Origin of the sequence: Labrenzia sp. 5N (genome assembly GCF_012395805.1) — a bacterium.
GTDB classification, from domain to species: Bacteria; Pseudomonadota; Alphaproteobacteria; order Rhizobiales; family Stappiaceae; genus Roseibium; species Roseibium algicola.
In genome coordinates this window covers 108,095-127,164 of the sequence record NZ_JAAZTM010000019.1, presented here as the reverse complement: position 1 = coordinate 127,164, position 19,070 = coordinate 108,095, and the positions used below count along the sequence as shown (strand labels likewise).

The window sequence follows — 19,070 nt, the reverse complement described above, 5'->3', positions numbered from 1 at the left end:
CAGGGAACAGTCTTGATGCGTATCCTTCAAATCGCCTGCGGAGTGATCTTTTTCGCAGTGACGCTCTACTACGGCTACATCATGTTCAGTGTTGCCAACGTCGCGAACACTGTCTTCGGCTTCAAGAACGATCCGCTAAAAGGACAGGCGACAGTCCACAACGCCAGGCATGGCTCAGGCGGTTCCCTGAAAGACGGCTACGTCGCCCTCACGGACTTCAAGAACCTCGATGCCGGACGGGTGGTCAATATCGTCATGCCCGTATCGGTGAAAGAGCTCTTGAAGGAAACAGGGGCTCCTGCTGACATGGACATGATCGAGGTCTTCATCTCCGGTCAGGCCCCCAGAATCGCGGAAGCCGAATGCAAGCTCCTAGTGAAGACAATTGCATCGAATTGCCGGGTAAAGCTGACAAAAGCCAAGCAATTCAAGGATGATCCGAAATTTGCCGAGATCAGGATGCAGCTTGAGTTCGTAGAGAAGCAAGTCCCCGGTGCATTCGAGACAGAGAAGCCTCTCAACTACCAGGAAGTGGACGCCGATCTGGTGGATAGTGCCGGAATCTATGCCGAAGCCTGGCTGAACGAATTCAAGAACCGACGGGCGAAACTCTATACCACTGCAGCCCGCGCCTGCGATCCCTTGCGGCGTCAGCACGGCAATTGTTCGGTGACTGAAATCAACGTTTTGGGACGATGGGAAAAACGCGAGGAATTCGTGGTCATACGCTCGAACGCAACCCTGTCATATCTGTGGCCCGAAAGGACCTGACCAGGGTCGCGTCTTCTGCAATGTGAACTGCATCAGGCCGGGGCCATCACCTCGGCCTTTGCCTTTGCAACGGCAGCTATCAGCCGGTCCACATCTTCCGTCCGGGTTGACCAGTTCGAGACGCTGATGCGAAACCCCTGTCGTCCTTTCCAGGAGGCCTGACCGAACCAGGCTTCACCGGAAGCCTGAACATGGCCAGCGATGCGGGCACAGGCGTCTTCCGCCCCCGGCAACGTCGCAAACACCTGGTTGAAATGCACCTCATGTGGCACTTCGAACCCGAGTGCTGTCAGATCCCCTGAAATGCGCCTTGCATGACCGTGAAAACGGCTCAGCATGTCCTCAAGACCTTGCCGGCCGAGGGAAAGCAGCGCAGCCCAGGTCTCGGCTCCACGTGCAGACCGGCTGAATTCAGGAGCGCGGTTGGCCGGATTTGATACGGTCGCCGGCAGATAGGTGGCCCCGATTGCCATCGACGCCTGCATTTCCTGCGGATGGCGGCACAAGGCCAAGCCTGAATCATATGGTGTGTTGAGTGTCTTGTGGCTGTCGACCACCCAGCTGTCTGCCTTCTCAAGTCCCTTGAGAGCCGTTGCCGTATCGCTGCAGGCCCTTGCCCACAACCCGAAAGCGCCATCGACGTGAAGCCAGGCACCAGCGGCATTACACTTGTCGCCGAGTTCGTCAAATGGATCGAAGGCTCCGCTGCAAACGTTTCCTGCCTGGCACAAAACGAGCGTGCGATCATCCAGTTCGGGTAGCTTGTCGATCCGCATCCGCCCCTGATCGTCCACTTGCACCCACTCGATCGATTTCGTGGCCAGGCCTGCCATCCGAAGGGATTTCAGCACGGTTGCATGAATTTCTGCGCTGGCGACAATCCGCAAGCCGGGAGCGCCAATCAGGCCCTCTCCTCTTTCGTGGCCAAGGCGCGATAACAGCGTGTCGCGCGCGGTGACCAGTAGCGCCATGTTCGACATGGTCGCACCGGTGGTGAAAGCGCCATCGGTACCTTCAGGCAGCCCCAGAAGCCTAACGATCCAGGACACCGCCGTTTCTTCCATCTTGATCACGGAAGGTCCCGTCAAACCGTCTGCAACCTGATCCCACGCGGAGAGCAAAGCCCGGGCTGCGGAGGCTGCAGGCAATGCACCCCCTATGACATAACCGAAGTACCGACCTGCCGCCGTCGCAACAGTGCCCTCACCGCCCACGGTCTCGAGCAGATCAAGAATATCGCCAACGTCGGCGCCCTGCTCCGGCAAACCTGGATCGAGCTCGGCAAGACGAGACAAATTCGGCCCGACGCGCCGATCCGTCAATTGTTTCAGATAACGCACGCCGCGCGCCGCGCCGTTCGAAAAGGCTTCCGCTTGAAGGCCGAGAAGGCTATTTTCCATGTTCGAACCACCAATCTATATCGAAGAGTATCTATATAGATGAATATCAATATAGATGTAGAGTCAAGTTCATTGGCAATGGCGGCACTGGCGAGCCCTGTGCGGCTGCAGATCCTTTTGTGGCTGCTCGACCCTCGAGCCCACTTCCCCCGCCAGCGGGACGGAGACCTCGTGGATGACGGCGTGTGTGTCGGTTTCATCACCGACAAGGTGGGCCTCAGCCAACCGACCGTAAGCTCGCACATGAAAAAGATGTCGGAAGCAGGCCTGGTAACTGGAAAGCGGATCGGCAACTGGATGTTCTACAAACCCGACAGGACAAGGCTTGAAGACCTGGGGTTGAAGCTCACTTGCGCATCGCAAACGGATCCTGAAGCCTCAAATGCTGGCCAACTGGCCAGCGAAACCGTTTCCTGAACAACCGCGGCTTGCGCAAACTCATCCGGGTGATCCTGCCGCATGTCGCGGCTTGCAGCTGCAGGAAATCTCGGACTAGATCAGGAGTAACTCTTGATCGGAATCGATTGATAGTCCTTTGATCACCCCTGAAGTGTCGGGGTGGCTCGTTTCTGAACACCGCTTCGCGAAATTCTTTTGCCTATCAGACAGGAATGCAAACATGTCCGCACCCGCTTATGACGACCAGAATGTCTTTGCCAAAATCCTGCGCGGCGAACTGCCGAGCCACAAGGTATACGAGGACGACAAAACACTGGTGATCATGGACATCATGCCCCGCGGCGATGGTCATGTTCTGGTGATCCCGAAAGCCCCTTCCCGCAACATCCTGGATATCGCACCGGACGATCTCAACGCGGTCATGGCAACAACGCAGATCATGGCCAGGGTGGTGATCAAGGCCTTCGATGCCGACGGCACGACCGTCCAGCAATTCTCAGAGCCTGCCGGTGGGCAGGTGGTGTTCCACACCCATGTCCACGTCATTCCACGTTTCGAGGGCGTGTCGCTGAAACCCCATACCGGCGCAATGGCAGACAATGACCTGCTGGCAGCCCAAGCAGAAAAGATACGAGCTGCACTGGCCTGAGCCAGGCGAGCATCGCCAGCCATTCAGCACACAACAGACAACGCCCGCCCGGTTTGAAACCGGGCGGGCGTTTTTCTCGATGCTCAATCAGCTATCGAACCACCAGCGGCTGCAGGCACGGGCACCGTCGAGCTCCCAGCTCGATGCCAGTTGCTCACCATGCTGAACATTGCTGCGGCGGGCATAAACGAAGTTGCGGAAGAACGGGATGATCGTGCCGCCGTCGTCATGCGCAAGCAGCGCCATTTCCCGGTACATCTCCGCCCGCCTGGTGTCGTCCAATTCGGCCTTCGCCATCAACAGCAGTTCGTTGAAACGCTCGTTCTGCCAATGGCTCTCGTTCCAGGCGGCGTCGGACTTGTAGGCCAGCGAATACATTACGTCCGGTGTCGGACGCGCACCCCAGGCCACCACACAGAACGGCTTCTTCAGCCAGACATCCGAGTAATAGCCGTCGTTCGGTTCACGCACGACCTTGATGTCGATGCCTGCCGCCTTGGCATGCTCGGCATAAAGCACGCAAAGATCGACCGCGCCGGAGTAGATGGATTCAGCAGAGGAAATGCTGATGGACAGTCCCTCGGCACCGGCCTTTTTCAGCAATGATTTCGCCTGGTCCGGATCGTAGTCGTGTTGGGGAATGTCATCCGGCCAATATGGCATGGCTGGCGAATGGTGGAAATCGTTTGCCTTTGTCGCTGCACCAAAGGCGATCTTCTCGATGATCTCGTCGCGGTTCATCGCGAGCTTGAGTGCGTTGCGAACATCCTTGTTGTCAAACGGAGGCGTATCGCAGAACATCGGCATGGTGAGCGTCGAGGCAGACGGCACATTGTCGATCTCCAGGTTTGGATTGCGCGCAAGCAGACCCATCGTCTTCAGATCGATAAGCGAAACGGCATCCACGTCGCCAGTAACCAGAGCCGTCTGGCGGGCGTTCGGATCGGTCAGGATGATCAGTTCCACACCGTCGAAATGTGCACCATCCAGATGCCAGCCGTCATGGCGCGTTAGCGAGAACCTGACACCGAAGTCACCGGTTTCGATCTTGTAGGGACCGGTTCCGTCGCCCGAAGCCCAGTCGATCGAGCCATCGGCGTTCGCCGGACAGATGGCCAGATGGTAATCGGTCATGAGCCACGGCAGATCCGCATTGCCCGATGACAGTTTGAAAACGATCGTGTTGTCGCCATCCTTGACGATATCAGCGACGTCGGTCAGCAGAGCCTTGGCCGCGGAGGTCGTGCTGTCGCCGCGGTGGTGATTCATCGATGCAATGACGTCGTCGGCTGTCATCTTGCGGCCGGAGTGGAAGGTAACGTTTTCGTTGAGCTTGAAGGTCCATTCCGTTGCGTCCGCATTCGCCGTCCATTCGGTGGCGATATCCGGCCCAAGAGACCCGTCTGGTTCGATCAGGGTAAGGTAACTGCGGTGAGTATGCGCCAGCACGATCATGGCGATGGTGAGATAGGTGCCCGGATCGTGTGTGTCTGATGTATTGCCGTCATGAATGCCGACCTTGAAGGTTCCGCCCTGCTTTGGTTGCGCCTTGGCTTTCGTGGTCCAGAGCCCCGTTGCGGCGGAAGCTGCAACACCGGCAGCCATGGAATAATTCAGGAAATCACGGCGGGAAATGCGGCCAGATCTTGCGGCCTCACCCAGTTTTTCCAGCATTTCCGTATCTTTGAACTTGTCCTTCATCGTCAGATTACCTCCAAGTTTGCAGTCACCATCTGGCTTGCGCCCGGTTTCAATCGTTAACTCTAGGTCGGCTGCGTTTTATCCGATCATCCCCCATTCGAAGTTTAGTGCCGCAAAAACGACGTTTCGTTAGATAGTGCGCGGCAAAAGAATGTCCTGTCAGGATTGCGGATAGAAGAGAGGGAAACTGCAGACGGTGCTGCGCATCGCGGAGAAGACGCCGGCTGTGACAAGATTTTACGCGACGCCCGCCTGAACAGCGGCGTCTTCCTGCTCCTTCGCCATGTTCTGGTCTTCCTGCAGCACCTTGACCACCGACGGCCTTTCGGCGAACCGCTCGATATAGGCGGTGAATTCTTCGAATTCCGGTACGATGCCGAACATTGTTCCCCACCGCAGCCCCATGCCCCACAGAACGTCGACAGCCGTCATCCGTTCTCCAAGAACGAAAGGTCCCTTTGCCAGCTGGGCACGCATGCTTTCCATGACAGTGTCAAACGAACCATAGGCGGACATGGAATGCGGCGGTTCTTCACGCTTGAGTGCGCGGTCGATCAGTGCCGGCTCAAAACAGGATGCCATATGCACGAACCAGCGCAGGTACGGTCCGCGCAGTGGATCATCCAGCGAGGGTGTCAGTCCTTTTTCGGGAAACAGATCGGCCAGATAGATATAGATCGCAACCTGTTCGGTAATGACTGCTTCGCCAACGCGCAATGCCGGAACTTTGCCAGCCGGGTTGACGGCAAGATATCGGGGTGTCCGGTTTTCACCCAGCTTCAGATTGAGCACATTCAGCTTGTAAGGTGCGCCCAGCTCCTCCAGGAGAACACGTACGCCGGTGGCGCGTGTCTGTGGTGCGTAAAAGAGTTCGACCTGATCCGCCATGTTCCTCTCCTTGACCGGGTGCAATCGCCGTACTCTTCAACCTAGCCTATCTGGCGGGCAAGTGAACACGGGAAATCGCTTGGTGTCAGGAAGCCATCGTGTCGAGGATCAGCCAACCGGAAACGAGAAACATTTCTGCGGCAAGTACGCCAACGAACACACGTTGCCGGGCTGCAAAAAACGATGCGAAGCCGAAACCGGCAGCAGCCAGACGCAGCCAGAGCGGTGTATCTGCCAGCACACCTTGCGGGAACAGGATCAGCTTGGAAATCACTCCGGCAACCAGCGCAGTTGCAACACAGCGCACCCAGATCAGCAGTTCACCGTCTTCACGCAGCCTGCCACCGGCAAAGACACCCAGCCATCGCCAGACGTCAGTTGCAAACCAGCCGGCGATGATGATCATCACCAGTGGCCACCAGGTTTCGGATACCAATCCACCTGCTGTTGATCCCTCCATCACGACAGCCCCCTGCGCATGATCCTGGTTCCGAGGTAGGCAATCGTACCGCCCACAAGGCCGGTCCAAAGCAGATCCAGTCCGGGCAGATAAGTGAAGAAGACCGGTCCGAGCAGCAGTCCTGCGACCATGGCCGCCCGGTCGGCATTGAGCCTTGCCGCCCCCCAGAGCGAGCACAGGAAATAGACAGGCGTCAGCAGGAACAAGGCACCCGCCACCATGCCCGGCATGCTTTCAACCAACAGATAGGAGACGCCGGTCATGCAGAAGACGAAGCTGGTCACCGCCGCGCCGAAACCAATGAAAAACGGCAGACGCCCTTCCCTCGGCATGTCCGGCAGGTGCTTCATCGCGAACACCCAGGCAGTCACCGCAACGAAATGAGACGCGATCAGCAATTGCCAGGTCTTTGTCTTGCCCGGCACCTTGACCAGCGGCATCAAGGCCATGGTCATCGGCATCAGACGGACTGATGCAAGAGCGACGGCAATTCCGGCAGGAAGGATTCCCATTCCGGAGGAAATCGCGCCTGTCAGAACCACGATGGAAGGCAGTGCCCAGACGAAACCGGTCATTGCCAGCGTCTCAAAGAGCGTCAGTCCTGTTTCACGGGCAAGCCCCGCATATCCGACAAAAGCTGCAGTCAGAATAAACGCTGGAATAGACACTGCCGCCCGCGCTCCACGCGCCATCCAGACCCGGGCATGTTCCGGCGGGTTCTGGGATTCCTGGTCGATATCTGGCTGATCAGGAGCCGTCATCAGGCTGACTCATCTCTGGGCAGTTAGTAAGGTAGCCTTACCTTTTTGGAGATTTTCTGTCCAGAGTGCCAATTGGCGAAAGAGTTCGGCACGCGAATTGCCGCCCCCCTTTGTTGCCGTCTGAACAGTTCACACCGACCGCGTCAGCCCGCCATCGATACGTATGTTCTGACCTGTGATATAGGCCGCCTCGTCGCTGGCCAGGTAGGCGATCAGGCTTGAGATCTCGTCCGAGCGGCCGTAGCGGCCCATGGGGATCCGCGCCAGGCGATCTTCCTTCTCCGGCAGGCTGTCTATGAAACCGGGCAGGATATTGTTCATGCGCACGTTCTCGGCAGCGAACTTGTCGGCAAACAGCTTGGTGAAGCTGGCAAGCCCTGCCCGAAACACACCGGAAGTCGGAAACATCGGGTCCGGCTCGAAGGTGGCGAATGTGGAGATATTGATCACCGTTCCACCACCTTGCGCAGCCATGATCGGGGCGACAAGGCGTGCCGGGCGAATGACGTTCATCAGGTAGTAATCCATGCCGAGGTGCCAGTCCTCGTCGGAGATTTCCAGAATATCGCCTTTCGGGCCATGTCCGGACGAATTGACGAGAACATCGATCCGGCCAAGAGCGTCCACCGTCTTGCTGACAAAAGAGGTCAGGTCGTCTGCTACCAGATTGGATCCGGTGAACCCAACCCCGCCCAATTCCTCCGCAAGCGCTTCCCCCTTGCCGGAGGACGACAGGATTGCGACCCGGAACCCATCTGCAGCCAACCGTCTTGCTGCATCGGCCCCCATGCCGGAGCCACCAGCGGTGATCATCGCAACCTTGTTATCGCTCATGTCCGTTCTCCCGAAAGTGTCTGCTTCATAGCTAGGCAGGCAGCCGGGCGGCGGCAAATGATTTTCCTGAATGGTTTCAATTCCAAACATGAATGAGAACAAGCGCAGTACGCCTGTCGGAAGACAGGTCCAGGACGCGAACCAACCCGGACCGCTTCGCGCATTGCGCGTCGTCTGTGCAGGCGAAAAACAAAAAGGCCCCGAATCTCTTCGGGGCCTTTCCAATCTGATTGTGCAGGGCCTCAGTCCGCCAGCGGCACCTTGGGCACAAGGCTTTTCTTGGCCGGACCGCTCTTGCCTGCAGGCGGCTTCGTATCCTTGGCGGCCGCTGCCTTGGCAGCAGGCTTGCGCCGGCGTTTCGGCTTTGCCTTGGTTTCGGTCTTGGCCTTGGCTTTGGGCGGTGTCGCACGCTCCTCGATGCTTTCCAGAAGCAGACCCTTGCCGTCCTCGGACACGGTGACCTTGACCATTCCGCCTTTCTTCAATTTGCCGAACAGCACCTCGTCGGCCAGAGGCCGCTTGATGTGCTCCTGGATGATCCGCCCAAGCGGGCGAGCCCCCATCTGGCTGTCATAGCCCTTGTCGGCAAGCCACTTCACGGCATCTTCCGTCAGCTCGAAGGTCACGCCGCGGTCAGCCAGCTGAACTTCCAGCTGCATGACGAACTTCTCGACCACCTTGTAAACGACTTCCATCGGCAGATTGCCGAACGGAATGATCGCATCCAGACGGTTGCGGAACTCCGGCGTGAACAGCTTGTTGATCGCTTCCGCGTCGTCGCCTTCCCGCTTCATGCGGTTGAAACCAACCGGCATCTTGGCCATGTCCGCGGCACCGGCGTTGGTGGTCATGATCAGGATGACATTGCGGAAATCGACCTGCTTGCCGTTATGGTCGGTCAGTTTGCCATGGTCCATCACCTGCAACAGGATATTGAACAGGTCCGGATGGGCCTTTTCGATCTCGTCCAGCAGCAGCACGCAGTGCGGATGCTGGTCGACACCGTCGGTCAAGAGGCCACCCTGGTCGAAGCCGACATATCCCGGAGGTGCACCGATCAGGCGCGACACGGTGTGCCGCTCCATGTATTCGGACATGTCGAACCGGATCAGTTCAACACCCAGTGAAGATGCCAGCTGCCGAGCGACTTCCGTCTTGCCGACCCCTGTCGGGCCGGAGAACAGATAGCTGCCGATCGGCTTGTCAGGCTCACGCAGACCGGCGCGCGCCAGCTTGATGGCAGACGCCAACGTCCCGATAGCTTCATCCTGTCCGTAGACAACCCGCTTCAGATCCTTGCCGAGGTTCTCCAGAATCTCCGCATCGTCCTTGGATACGGACTTCGGCGGGATCCTGGCCATGGTGGCAATCGTGTTCTCGATTTCCTTCACGCCAATGGTCTTGCGGCGGCGGGCTTCGGGAACAAGCATCTGCGAGGCACCGGTTTCATCCAGCACGTCGATCGCCTTGTCCGGCAGCTTGCGGTCGGAAATATATTTGGCCGACAGCTCCACAGCCACCTTGATGGCATCGTTGGTGTAACGAACCTTGTGGAAGTCCTCGAAGTAAGGCTTCAGGCCCTTCAGGATATCGATCGCGTCCGGGATCGACGGCTCGTTGACGTCGATCTTCTGGAAACGGCGAACCAGCGCCCGGTCCTTCTCGAAGAACTGGCGGTATTCCTTGTAGGTGGTCGAACCGATGCAGCGGATCGCTCCGGAAGCAAGCGCAGGTTTCAGGAGGTTGGACGCATCCATCGCCCCGCCAGAGGTTGCACCGGCGCCGATCACAGTATGGATCTCGTCGATGAACATCACCGCACCCGGGTAGTCCTCGATCTCCTTGACCACCTGCTTCAGCCGCTCCTCGAAATCGCCGCGATAGCGGGTACCCGCCAGCAGCGAACCCATATCGAGCGAGAAGATGGTGGCATCCTTCAGGACATCCGGCACATCGCCATTGACGATGCGATGCGCCAGACCTTCCGCAATGGCGGTCTTGCCGACACCCGGGTCGCCGACGAAGAGCGGATTGTTCTTCGACCTGCGGCACAGGATCTGGATCGTGCGCGAAATTTCGCTGTCGCGCCCGATCAGCGGATCAATCTTGCCGTTGGTGGCCTTGGTGTTGAGATTGACACAGTAAGCTTCAAGAGCGTCCGTCTTCTGACTGGACTTCTTCTCGGTTTCAGCTCCGGGCATCACATCTTCTTCATCCGCCCCTTCGACTGGACGGGCCTCGGACATGCCGGGACGCTTGGCAATGCCGTGCGAGATATAATTGACCGCGTCGTAACGGGTCATGTCCTGATCCTGTAGGAAGTAGGCCGCATGGCTTTCGCGCTCGGCAAAGATTGCAACAAGCACGTTGGCACCGGTCACCTCTTCCCGGCCGGACGACTGGACGTGGATAACCGCCCGCTGAATCACGCGCTGGAAGCCCGCGGTAGGCTTGGAGTCCTCGTCACTGTCCGTGACAAGGTTGTCCAGCTCGGTTTCGATATATTCAACCAGATTGCGGCGGATCGTTTCCAGATCCACGTTGCAAGCCCGCATGACCGCAGCCGCGTCCTGGTCGTCCAGCAACGCCAGCAGAAGATGCTCCAGCGTTGCATACTCCTGCTGTCGCTCGTTGGCGAAGGCCAGAGCCTGGTGAAGTGCTTTTTCAAGACTGCGTGAGAAGGAAGGCACGTGCGTTTGTCCTCACTTTTTTTCCATGACGCATTGCAACGGATGCTGATGCTTGCGCGCGAAATCCATCACCTGGGTGACTTTCGTCTCCGCGACCTCGTAGGAATAAATCCCGCATTCCCCGACGCCGTGATGGTGAACATGCAGCATAATGCGGGTCGCCTCTTCGCGGTTTTTTTGGAAGAAGTTCTCCACAACGTGAATGACGAACTCCATCGGAGTGTAGTCATCGTTCAACAGCAGCACTCGATAGAGATTTGGCCGCTTGGTTACTGTTTTGGTACGGGTGACTGTAACCGTTCCGGCGTCGCCACCGTCATTGTCATAATCAGAGCCCGCCGACATTGCCGTTTCTTTTGCCTCTATCACTCCGGCCATCACCAAATTTCGAATCCTGAACACACTGCCCTGCGCAGCTGGTCCAGAGCTTTCCGCAGCACGGACTGCGCCGCGAATACGCATTCTCAGTGGTAATCCTGCCGCGCAAGCCGCGCTCGCGCAATGGTCGATTTCATCAACATAAAGGTCAACAGCGCATTTGTAGTCCCTGCGCTGCCGGTCAAGAGGAATGTAGGTTGCCCGTTAATGATTAAAAGGTGGCAAGAGAACGCATTTCGAAATCCGGCTGCAAATGGCAGGATGAACCGCGGCAAGCCTGTAAATCTGTGCATATACGAAAAAACCCGGCTCGTCAGAGCCGGGTTTGAAACTTCAAGCCGTCCTGCGACGGCTAAAAGGAAAACTTATTTCGCAAGCTTGCCCATCACACCTTCGTAAGGCTTGTAGGCATCCTTGGACATGTCGGTGACCATTTCACCAATCTTTGTCATCTCGCCAACAAAACCTTCATAAGCGGTTTTGACGTAGTCGGCCTGCGCTTCAAATGCCTTGTCGAGGGACTTGGAGGAAACGAGCTTCTCAACAGCTGCGGAACCTTCCTCGAAGGACTTTTTCTGATAGTCGGCCATTTCAGCGGCGATGGCCTGGAAACCCTTGCTGACGGAGCCGAAAGACGCCATGGCCATATCCATGTTGTCTTTGCTCATCTTCTGCATTTCATCAAAGTTGTTCATCATTTTTCTGCCCTTTTCCGGCGAACCGGTTTCCAATCCCAAGCATCGGCCTTATGGGGCGGCCCGGCGCGCGTATCGCGTTACCTAACGGGATTTTGTCGTAATGCACTGCACAATAAGTGTCAAGGCGATTTTGCATTGCAAAAACAACCATTGCGCGAAATCGACAATCCTTCCATGGCGTAAGCTGTCAGACTTCCCTCTGAAAACAGATGTCCCTGATCGAGACCGGCACCAGCAACCGGAAGCAGGAAACAACAGATCCTCAGCAAGATTTCAGTCAGATTCTTGAATTTGACCAACTTCTGAACAACAGACACCGAAAATAAACGAACGCTTAACCAATAAAACAAATGGGTATAAGATTTAGATCTAAACAATTCTTATCAAGTACGCAAAACACAACCTTAACCAACAATTAACTCTAACAAAAAACTATTTTTTTAAGTGCTTTTTCGATCATTCATTTACTCATTCGTAACCGTGATTCCATCAAATGACATGGAGAACGACGGGGCCGCGGCTTTGAATCGCAGGGGGTTAAGATCCGAACCGTGCCGCTCCAGATACGAACCACGTGACCCAGAATGGGATAGTAATTGTGTTTGGGATGCGTATTTTTCGCAAAGGACGGGCTCTCGCCCGCACCGCTAAGATCTTGACCCTCGGCCTGGTGCTCCTGGGGGTCCCGGCAACGGCGATGGCCAACCCGAAATATGCGGGGATCGTCGTTGATGCAAAAACCGGCAAGACACTTTACTCCTCCTCGGCTGACGCCTACCGGTATCCGGCATCGCTCACCAAGATCATGACGCTTTATCTTGTGTTCGAGGAACTGGAAGCCGGGCGACTGTCGCTGGACTCCAACCTGAGCGTTTCCAGCTACGCTTCCGCACGTCCGCCCTCCAAGCTGGGGCTCAAGCCCGGCGGCACGATCAAGGTCAAGGACGCCATCCTCGCACTTGTTACCAAGTCCGCGAACGACGTCGCATCCGTGATCGCTGAAAACCTGGGTGGCTCTGAAAAGAAATTCGCCGAGCGCATGACCCGTACGGCGCGCCAGATCGGCATGTCAAAGACCACTTTCCGCAACCCGCACGGTCTGCCCGACAGCGGGCAGCGTACGACAGCCCGCGACATGGCGACGCTTGGCCGCGCGATTCAGGAACGGTTCCCGCAGTACTACGGCTACTTCAAAACCCGTGCCTACAAGTACAACGGACGCACCTATGGCAACCACAACAAGCTGCTGGGCCGCGTAAAGGGCGTAGACGGCATCAAGACCGGTTACATCCGGGCATCCGGCTTCAACCTGGTGACTTCTGTGAACCGGGACGGGCGGCAGATTGTGGCCGTCGTGATGGGTGGCAAGACCGGCGCGTCACGCAACGCGCAGATGACAAAGCTCATCAACTCCTATCTGCCCAAGGCAAGCCGCGGCCCGAAAACGGCCCCGCTGATCGTTCAGAACACGTCTGAACCGACTTTCGTGGCAATTGCGCTGAAGAACCCGCCTCTTCCGAACAGCAAGCCGGGAAGCGAGCCCGTGCCTGCAACGGGTGAGCCGATGGTGCTGGCATTCACCGCACCGTCCAACCCTGGCGCCATTCCAACACCGGCTCCGGCCCCCCTTCCCGTGACTGCGTCCAATGCGCCAGTCATGGCTTCGGCCCAGGCCCCTGCTCCGGTTCCAGGCTTTGGCAACGACGTTCCGCTGCCGCCGAAACTGGTCAAGCAACGCTTTGACAGCACGTTTGCGGTCGCAACAGCTTTGCCGCCGATCCCGCCTTCAAGCCCGGATGAGCCGCTGAACACCAATTCGATTTCCCGGACTGCCCTGATCGAAGCTGCAAGAGCAGAAGTCGTGAAGTCGGACAACAGCCAGCGCGCTGTCGGCTCCGCGCAGTCGGTCAAGACCGTCTCCGTTCAGACGATCGCGGTCAACACGACGCCGGTTGAAACAGTTGCAGCGCCTGAAACCGCAGCTGCCGACAACAGCAGCGACGACGACAGCGTTACGGTTGCAACCAGCGACACCCGCGATGTCGAGCCGGGCTGGCAGGTCCAGATCGCCGCAACAGAATCCGAAGGCCAGGCCATCACTATGTTGAAGAACGCCAAGGCCAAGACCGGATCCGCCCTTCGTGGCCGGGTCCCTTACACCGAACCCGTCGACACCAACGGACAGACCCTCTACCGGGCCCGCTTCGTCGGCTTCGACACCAAAACAGCTGCGTGGAATGCCTGCAAAAGCTTGAAAAAGGCAAAATACGCTTGCTTCGCCATCTACCAGTAACCGCGTAACGGATGCCGTCAATGTCTTCTGAGAAGCGTGTCTTTAGCCTCGTTGATTTTCGCCGCGAGGAAACCGGAGCCTCCCTGGTCGGGATGGACCCGCATCATAAGCCTGCGGTGCGCGGCTCTAATTTCCGCGTCCCCGGCATCGGGCGTAAGCCCCAGGATCTGGTAGGCCTCCTCATCTGTCATGGGGCCAGAGCTCGCCGCGCTTCCCTGCCGCTCTGCTCCATTCGCCTGGAAGTGTTCACGCCAACCGGCAAGCCTGCGGTCGAGATAAGCTTCGACTAGCTTCTGGCTCTGACCGTCCTGGGCCGTCTCCTGCCAAAAGGCTACCAGGTCCGTTTCGGTCAACTGATCCAGCTCGCGCCCCTGATAGGTGCCTGCCAGCACGATCCCGGTCATGTGACCGGTATCGTGATCGAGTTCCATCTCCACCATAGCGGTCCGCACACGGGAACGTTGTCCGGAGGTTTTCTGAGGTTTGTAGCCTGACGAGAGCCAGTTCAGCCCGGACATCCCCAGCACCGACAAGCCAAGCCCGAACAACGGGATGGCAAACACGAACCGGCCCGTCAGCGCAAAGACCAGCGCCAACACCATCAGAAACGCTCCTCCGAAGAGGCGCAGTCCTCTGGCCAGATTTGCGGGATTGGCGTTCACGAACTTGTTGCCGAGCGTCAACAGGGCGGTCAGCAGTATCAAGCCGATAATCAAATAAATCATGTGGCGGTTGGTTCCCCGTTCGCCGGCCCGGGACCATCACATTGGGATGCTCCGGCCCTACTCCAGTCACGTGTCGAAAGTTGCCGAGTAAGTAAACCTCCGGCACCGGCTACAGCAAGGAAGTGCAAGCCCGGCGCTTTCCGGGCTCTAGCGGGCCGATGGTAGCTGCTGCAGCAGAAGCGTTGCGCCCTTGCCGCCTTGCTTTTCCAGCTGCTGAAGTGCCGTCCGGCCTCCGCTGGCGAAAACGGCAACCGCCTTCAAAAGATCGGCCAGTTGCTGGGCCGACCCGGAATCAAACCGGCAAAAGGCGCCGTTGGTCAGTCTGGCCATCTCGCGAAACGCGCGCTCAGCGACGCCGTCACGCCCCTCCTGAAACAGGAACATCGGCACACCAAGCATGCCCAGCTGGCCGGCCTTGTCACACAGGGCATCAACGTCCTCCTCCATGCAATCGCCGACATAGACCAACGCCGCGATTTTCTCTGTATTGGCAGCGGACAAGGCGGCCGAGAGCACCTTTCGGATCTGGGTACGCCCGCCCTGACAGGAAATCCGGCTCATGGCCTGGGCAAGCTCAGTGCCGCTGGAAAACCAGCGGGACGCCCGGCATTCACCGAAACCGCGAAAATAGACAAGCTTGATGCTGAGGCCTGAAATCTTGCCGGCTTCCTGAAACATCTCCGCCTGGATCTGACAGGCCTGGTCCCAGGTCGGTTGACGGCTCATGGTAGCGTCCAGGGCAAACACCAACCGCCCGCCGCTGCCCGGTTGCGGTGCAATTTCCTTGGCCTTCTGAAGAAAGGCAGCAACATCGGATTCGGCTGAAGGCACGCGGGCGTCCTGCTTGACCATAGGGTCTACCGCGCCTTTGCCGGTCTTGACGTTCACGGCCGCCTCCTTCTGCCAGTTGGTGACACTCAACTTGGGTCGGGGCAGCCGTTTTGGCAAGTCTCAAGCCGTCGGATGCGACATGGCGCAGCCGATCATGTTCTTACGCTGTCGCTGAAATCAGGCGTGTCTTTCCGGGCCGAGCCATCTGCAGGTATGCCTCCATGACGAGGACGTTAGGCACCCAGCACAGCCAGGCGATAAGTGGATAGGCGACTTCAAAATCGACCCCTGCCGCCATACTGCTCCCCAGATAGACCCGCAATGTTACGGCTGCAAATGTAAGAGCTGCCGAACGCAGCATCCAGGCTCGGTGACGCGGGAATTGCCGCCTCAAGGCAAAGGCGAACGCGATGCCGGTCGTCGCCAGCCACAAGACTGCGAGAATCGCAAAGCCTGTTGCAGCGAAGGTCCCTGCAGTCGTGTGAAAGGCCAGCTGAAGTCCCGCAATCCCCGAGATCAGGATCGACACGACATACCCTCGCCCCAGCCAGCGATGCAGTTTCGGCCTGCTGGCTCTCAGCCTTGTCATGAATTGAAACGGCATCAAGGCAAGTGCGATCGGTGCAACACCGATATGGGCGTAAAGCATCAGCGCATTTCCGTCGAGGTTATGCGCCACGAATTCCATTGAAGCAGATACCCCCAGCGCCAAAAACCTCAATGAAGCCACGGCGACCAGAGCGGCGCTCACGGCTGCCGTCCAAAAAGCAACGTTTGCTGCAAACCTAGAAACCATCGACATACCGATCCTCCAATATAACTTGACAGTGTCAAGATAGAGTGAAACTTGACACTGTCAAGCGAATGACCGATGAAGACCGCATGACAGTTACTCCTCCTCGTCGCAAAAGAGACGGCAGTCTTCGAAAAGCCCTGGTTGATGCAGGTGTGGCGCTTTTGCGAGAACGTGGTCCGGACAAGCTCTCGTTGCGTGAATGCGCCGCCAAGGCGGGTGTGTCACACGCTGCGCCCGGTTATCACTTCAAGAACATCACAGGTTTGTCGACGGCGATTGCAGGGCGCGGCTTCGCCCTGTTTTGCCAGGCGATGGAACAACGCCTCGATGCATCTCCTCCTGCGGCAACAGAAAGACTGAGCGCGATCTGTCAGGGGTACCTGGATTTCGCCACCGGCCACCCGGAGCTGTTCCTGTTCATTTTTTCGGGACAGAAGTTCAATGAGGATGACGAGGAATTCGCGGTGCACGCCTCAAGGGCCTACGCCATCCTGCGCGAAACATGCGCCCCGCTGATCCCTGAAGGGACTGACCCGGAAGAAATCGAGATACTCGTGTGGTCGCTGGTGCATGGCTATGCCCACCTTGCCATGACACGAAAGAAGGAGAACCCGGGCCTCGGGCGCGGCTGGCCGGAACTCGGCACGCTGGTCACGCATCTTCAGAAGGCCCTGCCGGATCCAGGCTGATATCAGCGGATCAAAGCAGGCAGAGTTCCGTAAGATCCCGCCGCATGTCCTCCGGCATGGCGTGTGCCGCGCCACCAGCCTTCAGGTCCGCCGGCGCGTCCTGCACCTTCAGATATCGCCAGCCCTGAAACGGCCGCTTGGGCTGGTACTGCGTCAGGATCAGTCTCGGCTCCATCACCAGATCGCAGCGTTTGACGCCCGCCTGATCCGTAAACGGCCTGATGTCGATCAGGTGCTGACGCACCTGGATCTTGCCCTTGATCACCCAATAGAGAGACCCACCGTCCAGAAGCTCGTCCTTGCGGGTTGGCACCATGCGCGTCGTATGGATCGTTTCCGCCGGAAGTCCCGATTTGCGGGCGTTCTCCATACGAAAATCGATCCAGGCCTGAAGAGACTCGACGCTGTCTGCGCCGACGCACAGTTTTACCAGATGCAAGGTCATGCTTCTGACGTATCAGGCTTCCCGCCAAGGTCAAGATTGTGGCGAGAAACGGCGGTGGATTGTCCAATTTCACAGGCAGCTTCAGCTTGCGCCGATGGCAAGAACGGGGTTCTCTTTGCCTATGGAAGTATTTGTAACGGGTGGAACCGGCGAGATCGGTTCTGCCGTGGTAAAGCGGCTGGTTCAGGATGGTGCCAGGGTAATCGGTCTGGCCCGCTCTGACGCGTCCTCGGCAAAGCTGCGTGCGTCCGGTGCAAGCGCCTACCCGGGCGACCTGCGAGCACCGGAAAGCTGGGTATCACGGGCGGCCTCATGCGATGCCGTCATCCATCTTGGTGCAACTTTTTCCGAAGACATGGGCCGTGTTGACCGCCAGAGCATGCTTGCGCTGAAGCAGGCATCAAGGCACCGCAAGCAGCCGCTCAAGATTATCTACACCGGAGGCATTTGGCTCTTTCCCGCAACGGCAGGCAACAGCCTGTTGACCGAGAAAACCCAGTTCGCGCCCCTACCCGCGTTTCGCTTCATGACCGAGACGATCAGGACCCTGTCACACGGAACGGATCTCAATCTGACTGTCATTCATCCGGCCCTCGCCTGCGGCCAGACGACCGGGCCGATTGCCGAGATGACGGCCGCGCTGAAAGAAGGCAGGCCGTTTGAAACCCGCGCGACGTCGCAAACCAAATGGGCGCTTGTTGAAATCAACGACCTTGCCGCGCTTTATGCTCTTGCCCTCAAGAACGCACGGTTCCGGATGTCCCTGATCGCGAGCTGCATTCCCGGCATCTCGGTCGGTCATCTGGCATCTCACATTTCAGCCCGCCACGGACTGCCGCTGGAAATCATGACAGTTCCGGCCCCTGAGGCAACCGAACCACTTACCGACTGGGCCGCCGGTTTTGCCTTGTCGCAGTCCGTCGACATCAGCCATGCCCAAAGGGCAACTGGCTGGCAACCGGAACATTCGACAATAGAGGACCTCGTGGTGTCCTTGTCAAAATAGACGATAACCTTGAGTTTTGAGCAGCTTAGCGCCCCGATTCCGGTATTGGACAAAGACTTTCTAAAGTTTTGAAGGTGTATGATCCGGACAAAAGCTCAATACAGGGTCCGGGCGTGTTACGTACACTCACATCGTTGCTGGTCTTTCTCGTTTCCGTTTTGCCACTTCAGGCGGAAAGCATCCCCGTTGGCATATTCAAGGTGGTAAACACAGAAGGGTTCGTTCAAAGCAACGGGGAGCGCATCGCGCTGGCAACCGACATGAACGAAGGCACGGCCCTAATCGAAAGGGATGCCACCAACCGTCTTGATGTCGAGATCAACGGCGCCAAACTCACCCTGTTTCCGCTGGAACAAGGCCTGGCCGCGCTGACCTGGGACGCCAATGGAACGTCCCTGCTTCATGGCATCGACATTCAGGCATTGTTCGGGAAAGACAATCCGGAAGATGTTCCGGCCTGGGGCGCGGAACTGGACTGGCCAGGATCCGGCACCGTTCAACTTGTACTGCTGCCTCTGGGTGAAAGAGCCTATACCGCATTCCTCATCAGCCATCCCGGCAACAGGACAGTGGTGCGGCAAATGGAATTCAGGCAGTCCTACGGGCCATCGGACAGACCCGAGATTTCGTTCTCAACCAGTTCTGCCGGAAACTGA

20 protein-coding genes are annotated in these 19,070 nt (G+C 57.8%); 7 read left to right on the top strand and 13 right to left on the bottom strand.

Features of this window, described 5'->3' with window-relative positions; translation table 11 throughout:
• Positions 1–15 precede the first annotated feature (15 nt).
• On the top strand, positions 16–771 hold the full coding sequence (locus HEP89_RS20555; protein WP_022998337.1) for a hypothetical protein: 756 nt from the start codon (positions 16–18) through the stop codon (positions 769–771).
• 32 nt (positions 772–803) lie between these two features.
• Here HEP89_RS20555 and HEP89_RS20550 read toward each other — a convergent pair whose 3' ends face one another.
• The gene (locus HEP89_RS20550; protein ID WP_077292728.1) at positions 804–2,171 is read right to left on the bottom strand and encodes an aminotransferase class V-fold PLP-dependent enzyme; all 1,368 of its coding nucleotides are present in this window, start codon (positions 2,169–2,171) and stop codon (positions 804–806) included.
• A 39-nt stretch (positions 2,172–2,210) separates the two neighbouring features.
• On the opposite strand from HEP89_RS20550, the gene HEP89_RS20545 reads away from it, so the two are divergent.
• Both HEP89_RS20545 and HEP89_RS20540 read left to right on the top strand, forming a co-directional pair.
• The gene (locus HEP89_RS20545; protein ID WP_197923261.1) at positions 2,211–2,588 is read left to right on the top strand and encodes a metalloregulator ArsR/SmtB family transcription factor; all 378 of its coding nucleotides are present in this window, start codon (positions 2,211–2,213) and stop codon (positions 2,586–2,588) included.
• A gap of 202 nt (positions 2,589–2,790) precedes the next feature.
• Positions 2,791–3,219 carry an HIT family protein gene (locus tag HEP89_RS20540; RefSeq protein WP_168692939.1) on the top strand — a complete coding sequence of 143 codons (429 nt, stop codon included), beginning with the start codon at positions 2,791–2,793 and terminating at the stop codon, positions 3,217–3,219.
• Positions 3,220–3,306: 87 nt separating this feature from the next.
• Here the strand turns inward: HEP89_RS20540 and HEP89_RS20535 are convergent, their stop codons facing one another.
• The 8 genes from HEP89_RS20535 to HEP89_RS20500 form a co-directional block, all read right to left on the bottom strand.
• Complete coding sequence (locus tag HEP89_RS20535) at positions 3,307–4,920, bottom strand: ABC transporter substrate-binding protein (protein ID WP_168692938.1); 1,614 nt, start codon at positions 4,918–4,920, stop codon at positions 3,307–3,309.
• Positions 4,921–5,157: 237 nt separating this feature from the next.
• Positions 5,158–5,808 carry a glutathione S-transferase gene (locus tag HEP89_RS20530; protein ID WP_168692937.1) on the bottom strand — a complete coding sequence of 217 codons (651 nt, stop codon included), beginning with the start codon at positions 5,806–5,808 and terminating at the stop codon, positions 5,158–5,160.
• Positions 5,809–5,893: 85 nt separating this feature from the next.
• Positions 5,894–6,268: an AzlD domain-containing protein gene (locus tag HEP89_RS20525; RefSeq protein WP_168692936.1), complete on the bottom strand. Its 375-nt coding sequence runs from the start codon at positions 6,266–6,268 to the stop codon at positions 5,894–5,896.
• Complete coding sequence (locus HEP89_RS20520; RefSeq protein WP_075282957.1) at positions 6,268–7,029, bottom strand: AzlC family ABC transporter permease; 762 nt, start codon at positions 7,027–7,029, stop codon at positions 6,268–6,270. Before HEP89_RS20520 ends, HEP89_RS20525 begins: the two co-directional genes overlap by 1 nt.
• 129 nt (positions 7,030–7,158) lie before the next feature.
• The gene (locus tag HEP89_RS20515; protein WP_022998329.1) at positions 7,159–7,863 is read right to left on the bottom strand and encodes an SDR family oxidoreductase; all 705 of its coding nucleotides are present in this window, start codon (positions 7,861–7,863) and stop codon (positions 7,159–7,161) included.
• 242 nt (positions 7,864–8,105) lie between these two features.
• Complete coding sequence (gene clpA / locus HEP89_RS20510) at positions 8,106–10,553, bottom strand: ATP-dependent Clp protease ATP-binding subunit ClpA (RefSeq protein WP_055654606.1); 2,448 nt, start codon at positions 10,551–10,553, stop codon at positions 8,106–8,108.
• Between the two features lie 12 nt (positions 10,554–10,565).
• On the bottom strand, positions 10,566–10,898 hold the full coding sequence (gene clpS / locus HEP89_RS20505; RefSeq protein WP_031268357.1) for an ATP-dependent Clp protease adapter ClpS: 333 nt from the start codon (positions 10,896–10,898) through the stop codon (positions 10,566–10,568).
• A 398-nt stretch (positions 10,899–11,296) separates the two neighbouring features.
• Entirely contained in the window at positions 11,297–11,629 is a 333-nt protein-coding gene (locus HEP89_RS20500; protein ID WP_031268356.1) for a phasin family protein, read from the bottom strand.
• 607 nt (positions 11,630–12,236) lie between these two features.
• Here HEP89_RS20500 and HEP89_RS20495 point away from each other — a divergent pair.
• Positions 12,237–13,922 carry an SPOR domain-containing protein gene (locus HEP89_RS20495; RefSeq protein ID WP_055654609.1) on the top strand — a complete coding sequence of 562 codons (1,686 nt, stop codon included), beginning with the start codon at positions 12,237–12,239 and terminating at the stop codon, positions 13,920–13,922.
• 17 nt (positions 13,923–13,939) lie between these two features.
• Here the strand turns inward: HEP89_RS20495 and HEP89_RS20490 are convergent, their stop codons facing one another.
• From HEP89_RS20490 to HEP89_RS20480, 3 genes are all read right to left on the bottom strand, one after another.
• A complete protein-coding gene (locus HEP89_RS20490) occupies positions 13,940–14,647 on the bottom strand; it encodes a DnaJ domain-containing protein (RefSeq protein WP_168692935.1) in 708 nt (235 codons plus the stop codon).
• A gap of 147 nt (positions 14,648–14,794) precedes the next feature.
• Positions 14,795–15,499, bottom strand: a complete 705-nt coding sequence (locus HEP89_RS20485) for a VWA domain-containing protein (protein WP_168692953.1) — start codon at positions 15,497–15,499, stop codon at positions 14,795–14,797.
• Positions 15,500–15,638: 139 nt separating this feature from the next.
• Positions 15,639–16,229, bottom strand: a complete 591-nt coding sequence (locus HEP89_RS20480; RefSeq protein WP_209014786.1) for a DUF2306 domain-containing protein — start codon at positions 16,227–16,229, stop codon at positions 15,639–15,641.
• A 131-nt stretch (positions 16,230–16,360) separates the two neighbouring features.
• On the opposite strand from HEP89_RS20480, the gene HEP89_RS20475 reads away from it, so the two are divergent.
• Positions 16,361–16,963 carry a TetR/AcrR family transcriptional regulator gene (locus HEP89_RS20475; RefSeq protein ID WP_168692934.1) on the top strand — a complete coding sequence of 201 codons (603 nt, stop codon included), beginning with the start codon at positions 16,361–16,363 and terminating at the stop codon, positions 16,961–16,963.
• A 10-nt stretch (positions 16,964–16,973) separates the two neighbouring features.
• On the opposite strand, the gene HEP89_RS20470 is transcribed toward HEP89_RS20475, so the two are convergent.
• On the bottom strand, positions 16,974–17,408 hold the full coding sequence (locus HEP89_RS20470) for a DUF1489 family protein (protein ID WP_022998320.1): 435 nt from the start codon (positions 17,406–17,408) through the stop codon (positions 16,974–16,976).
• A gap of 121 nt (positions 17,409–17,529) precedes the next feature.
• On the opposite strand from HEP89_RS20470, the gene HEP89_RS20465 reads away from it, so the two are divergent.
• Both HEP89_RS20465 and HEP89_RS20460 read left to right on the top strand, forming a co-directional pair.
• On the top strand, positions 17,530–18,414 hold the full coding sequence (locus HEP89_RS20465; RefSeq protein ID WP_209014785.1) for an SDR family oxidoreductase: 885 nt from the start codon (positions 17,530–17,532) through the stop codon (positions 18,412–18,414).
• Between the two features lie 113 nt (positions 18,415–18,527).
• Positions 18,528–19,070, top strand: a complete 543-nt coding sequence (locus HEP89_RS20460) for a hypothetical protein (RefSeq protein WP_145915768.1) — start codon at positions 18,528–18,530, stop codon at positions 19,068–19,070.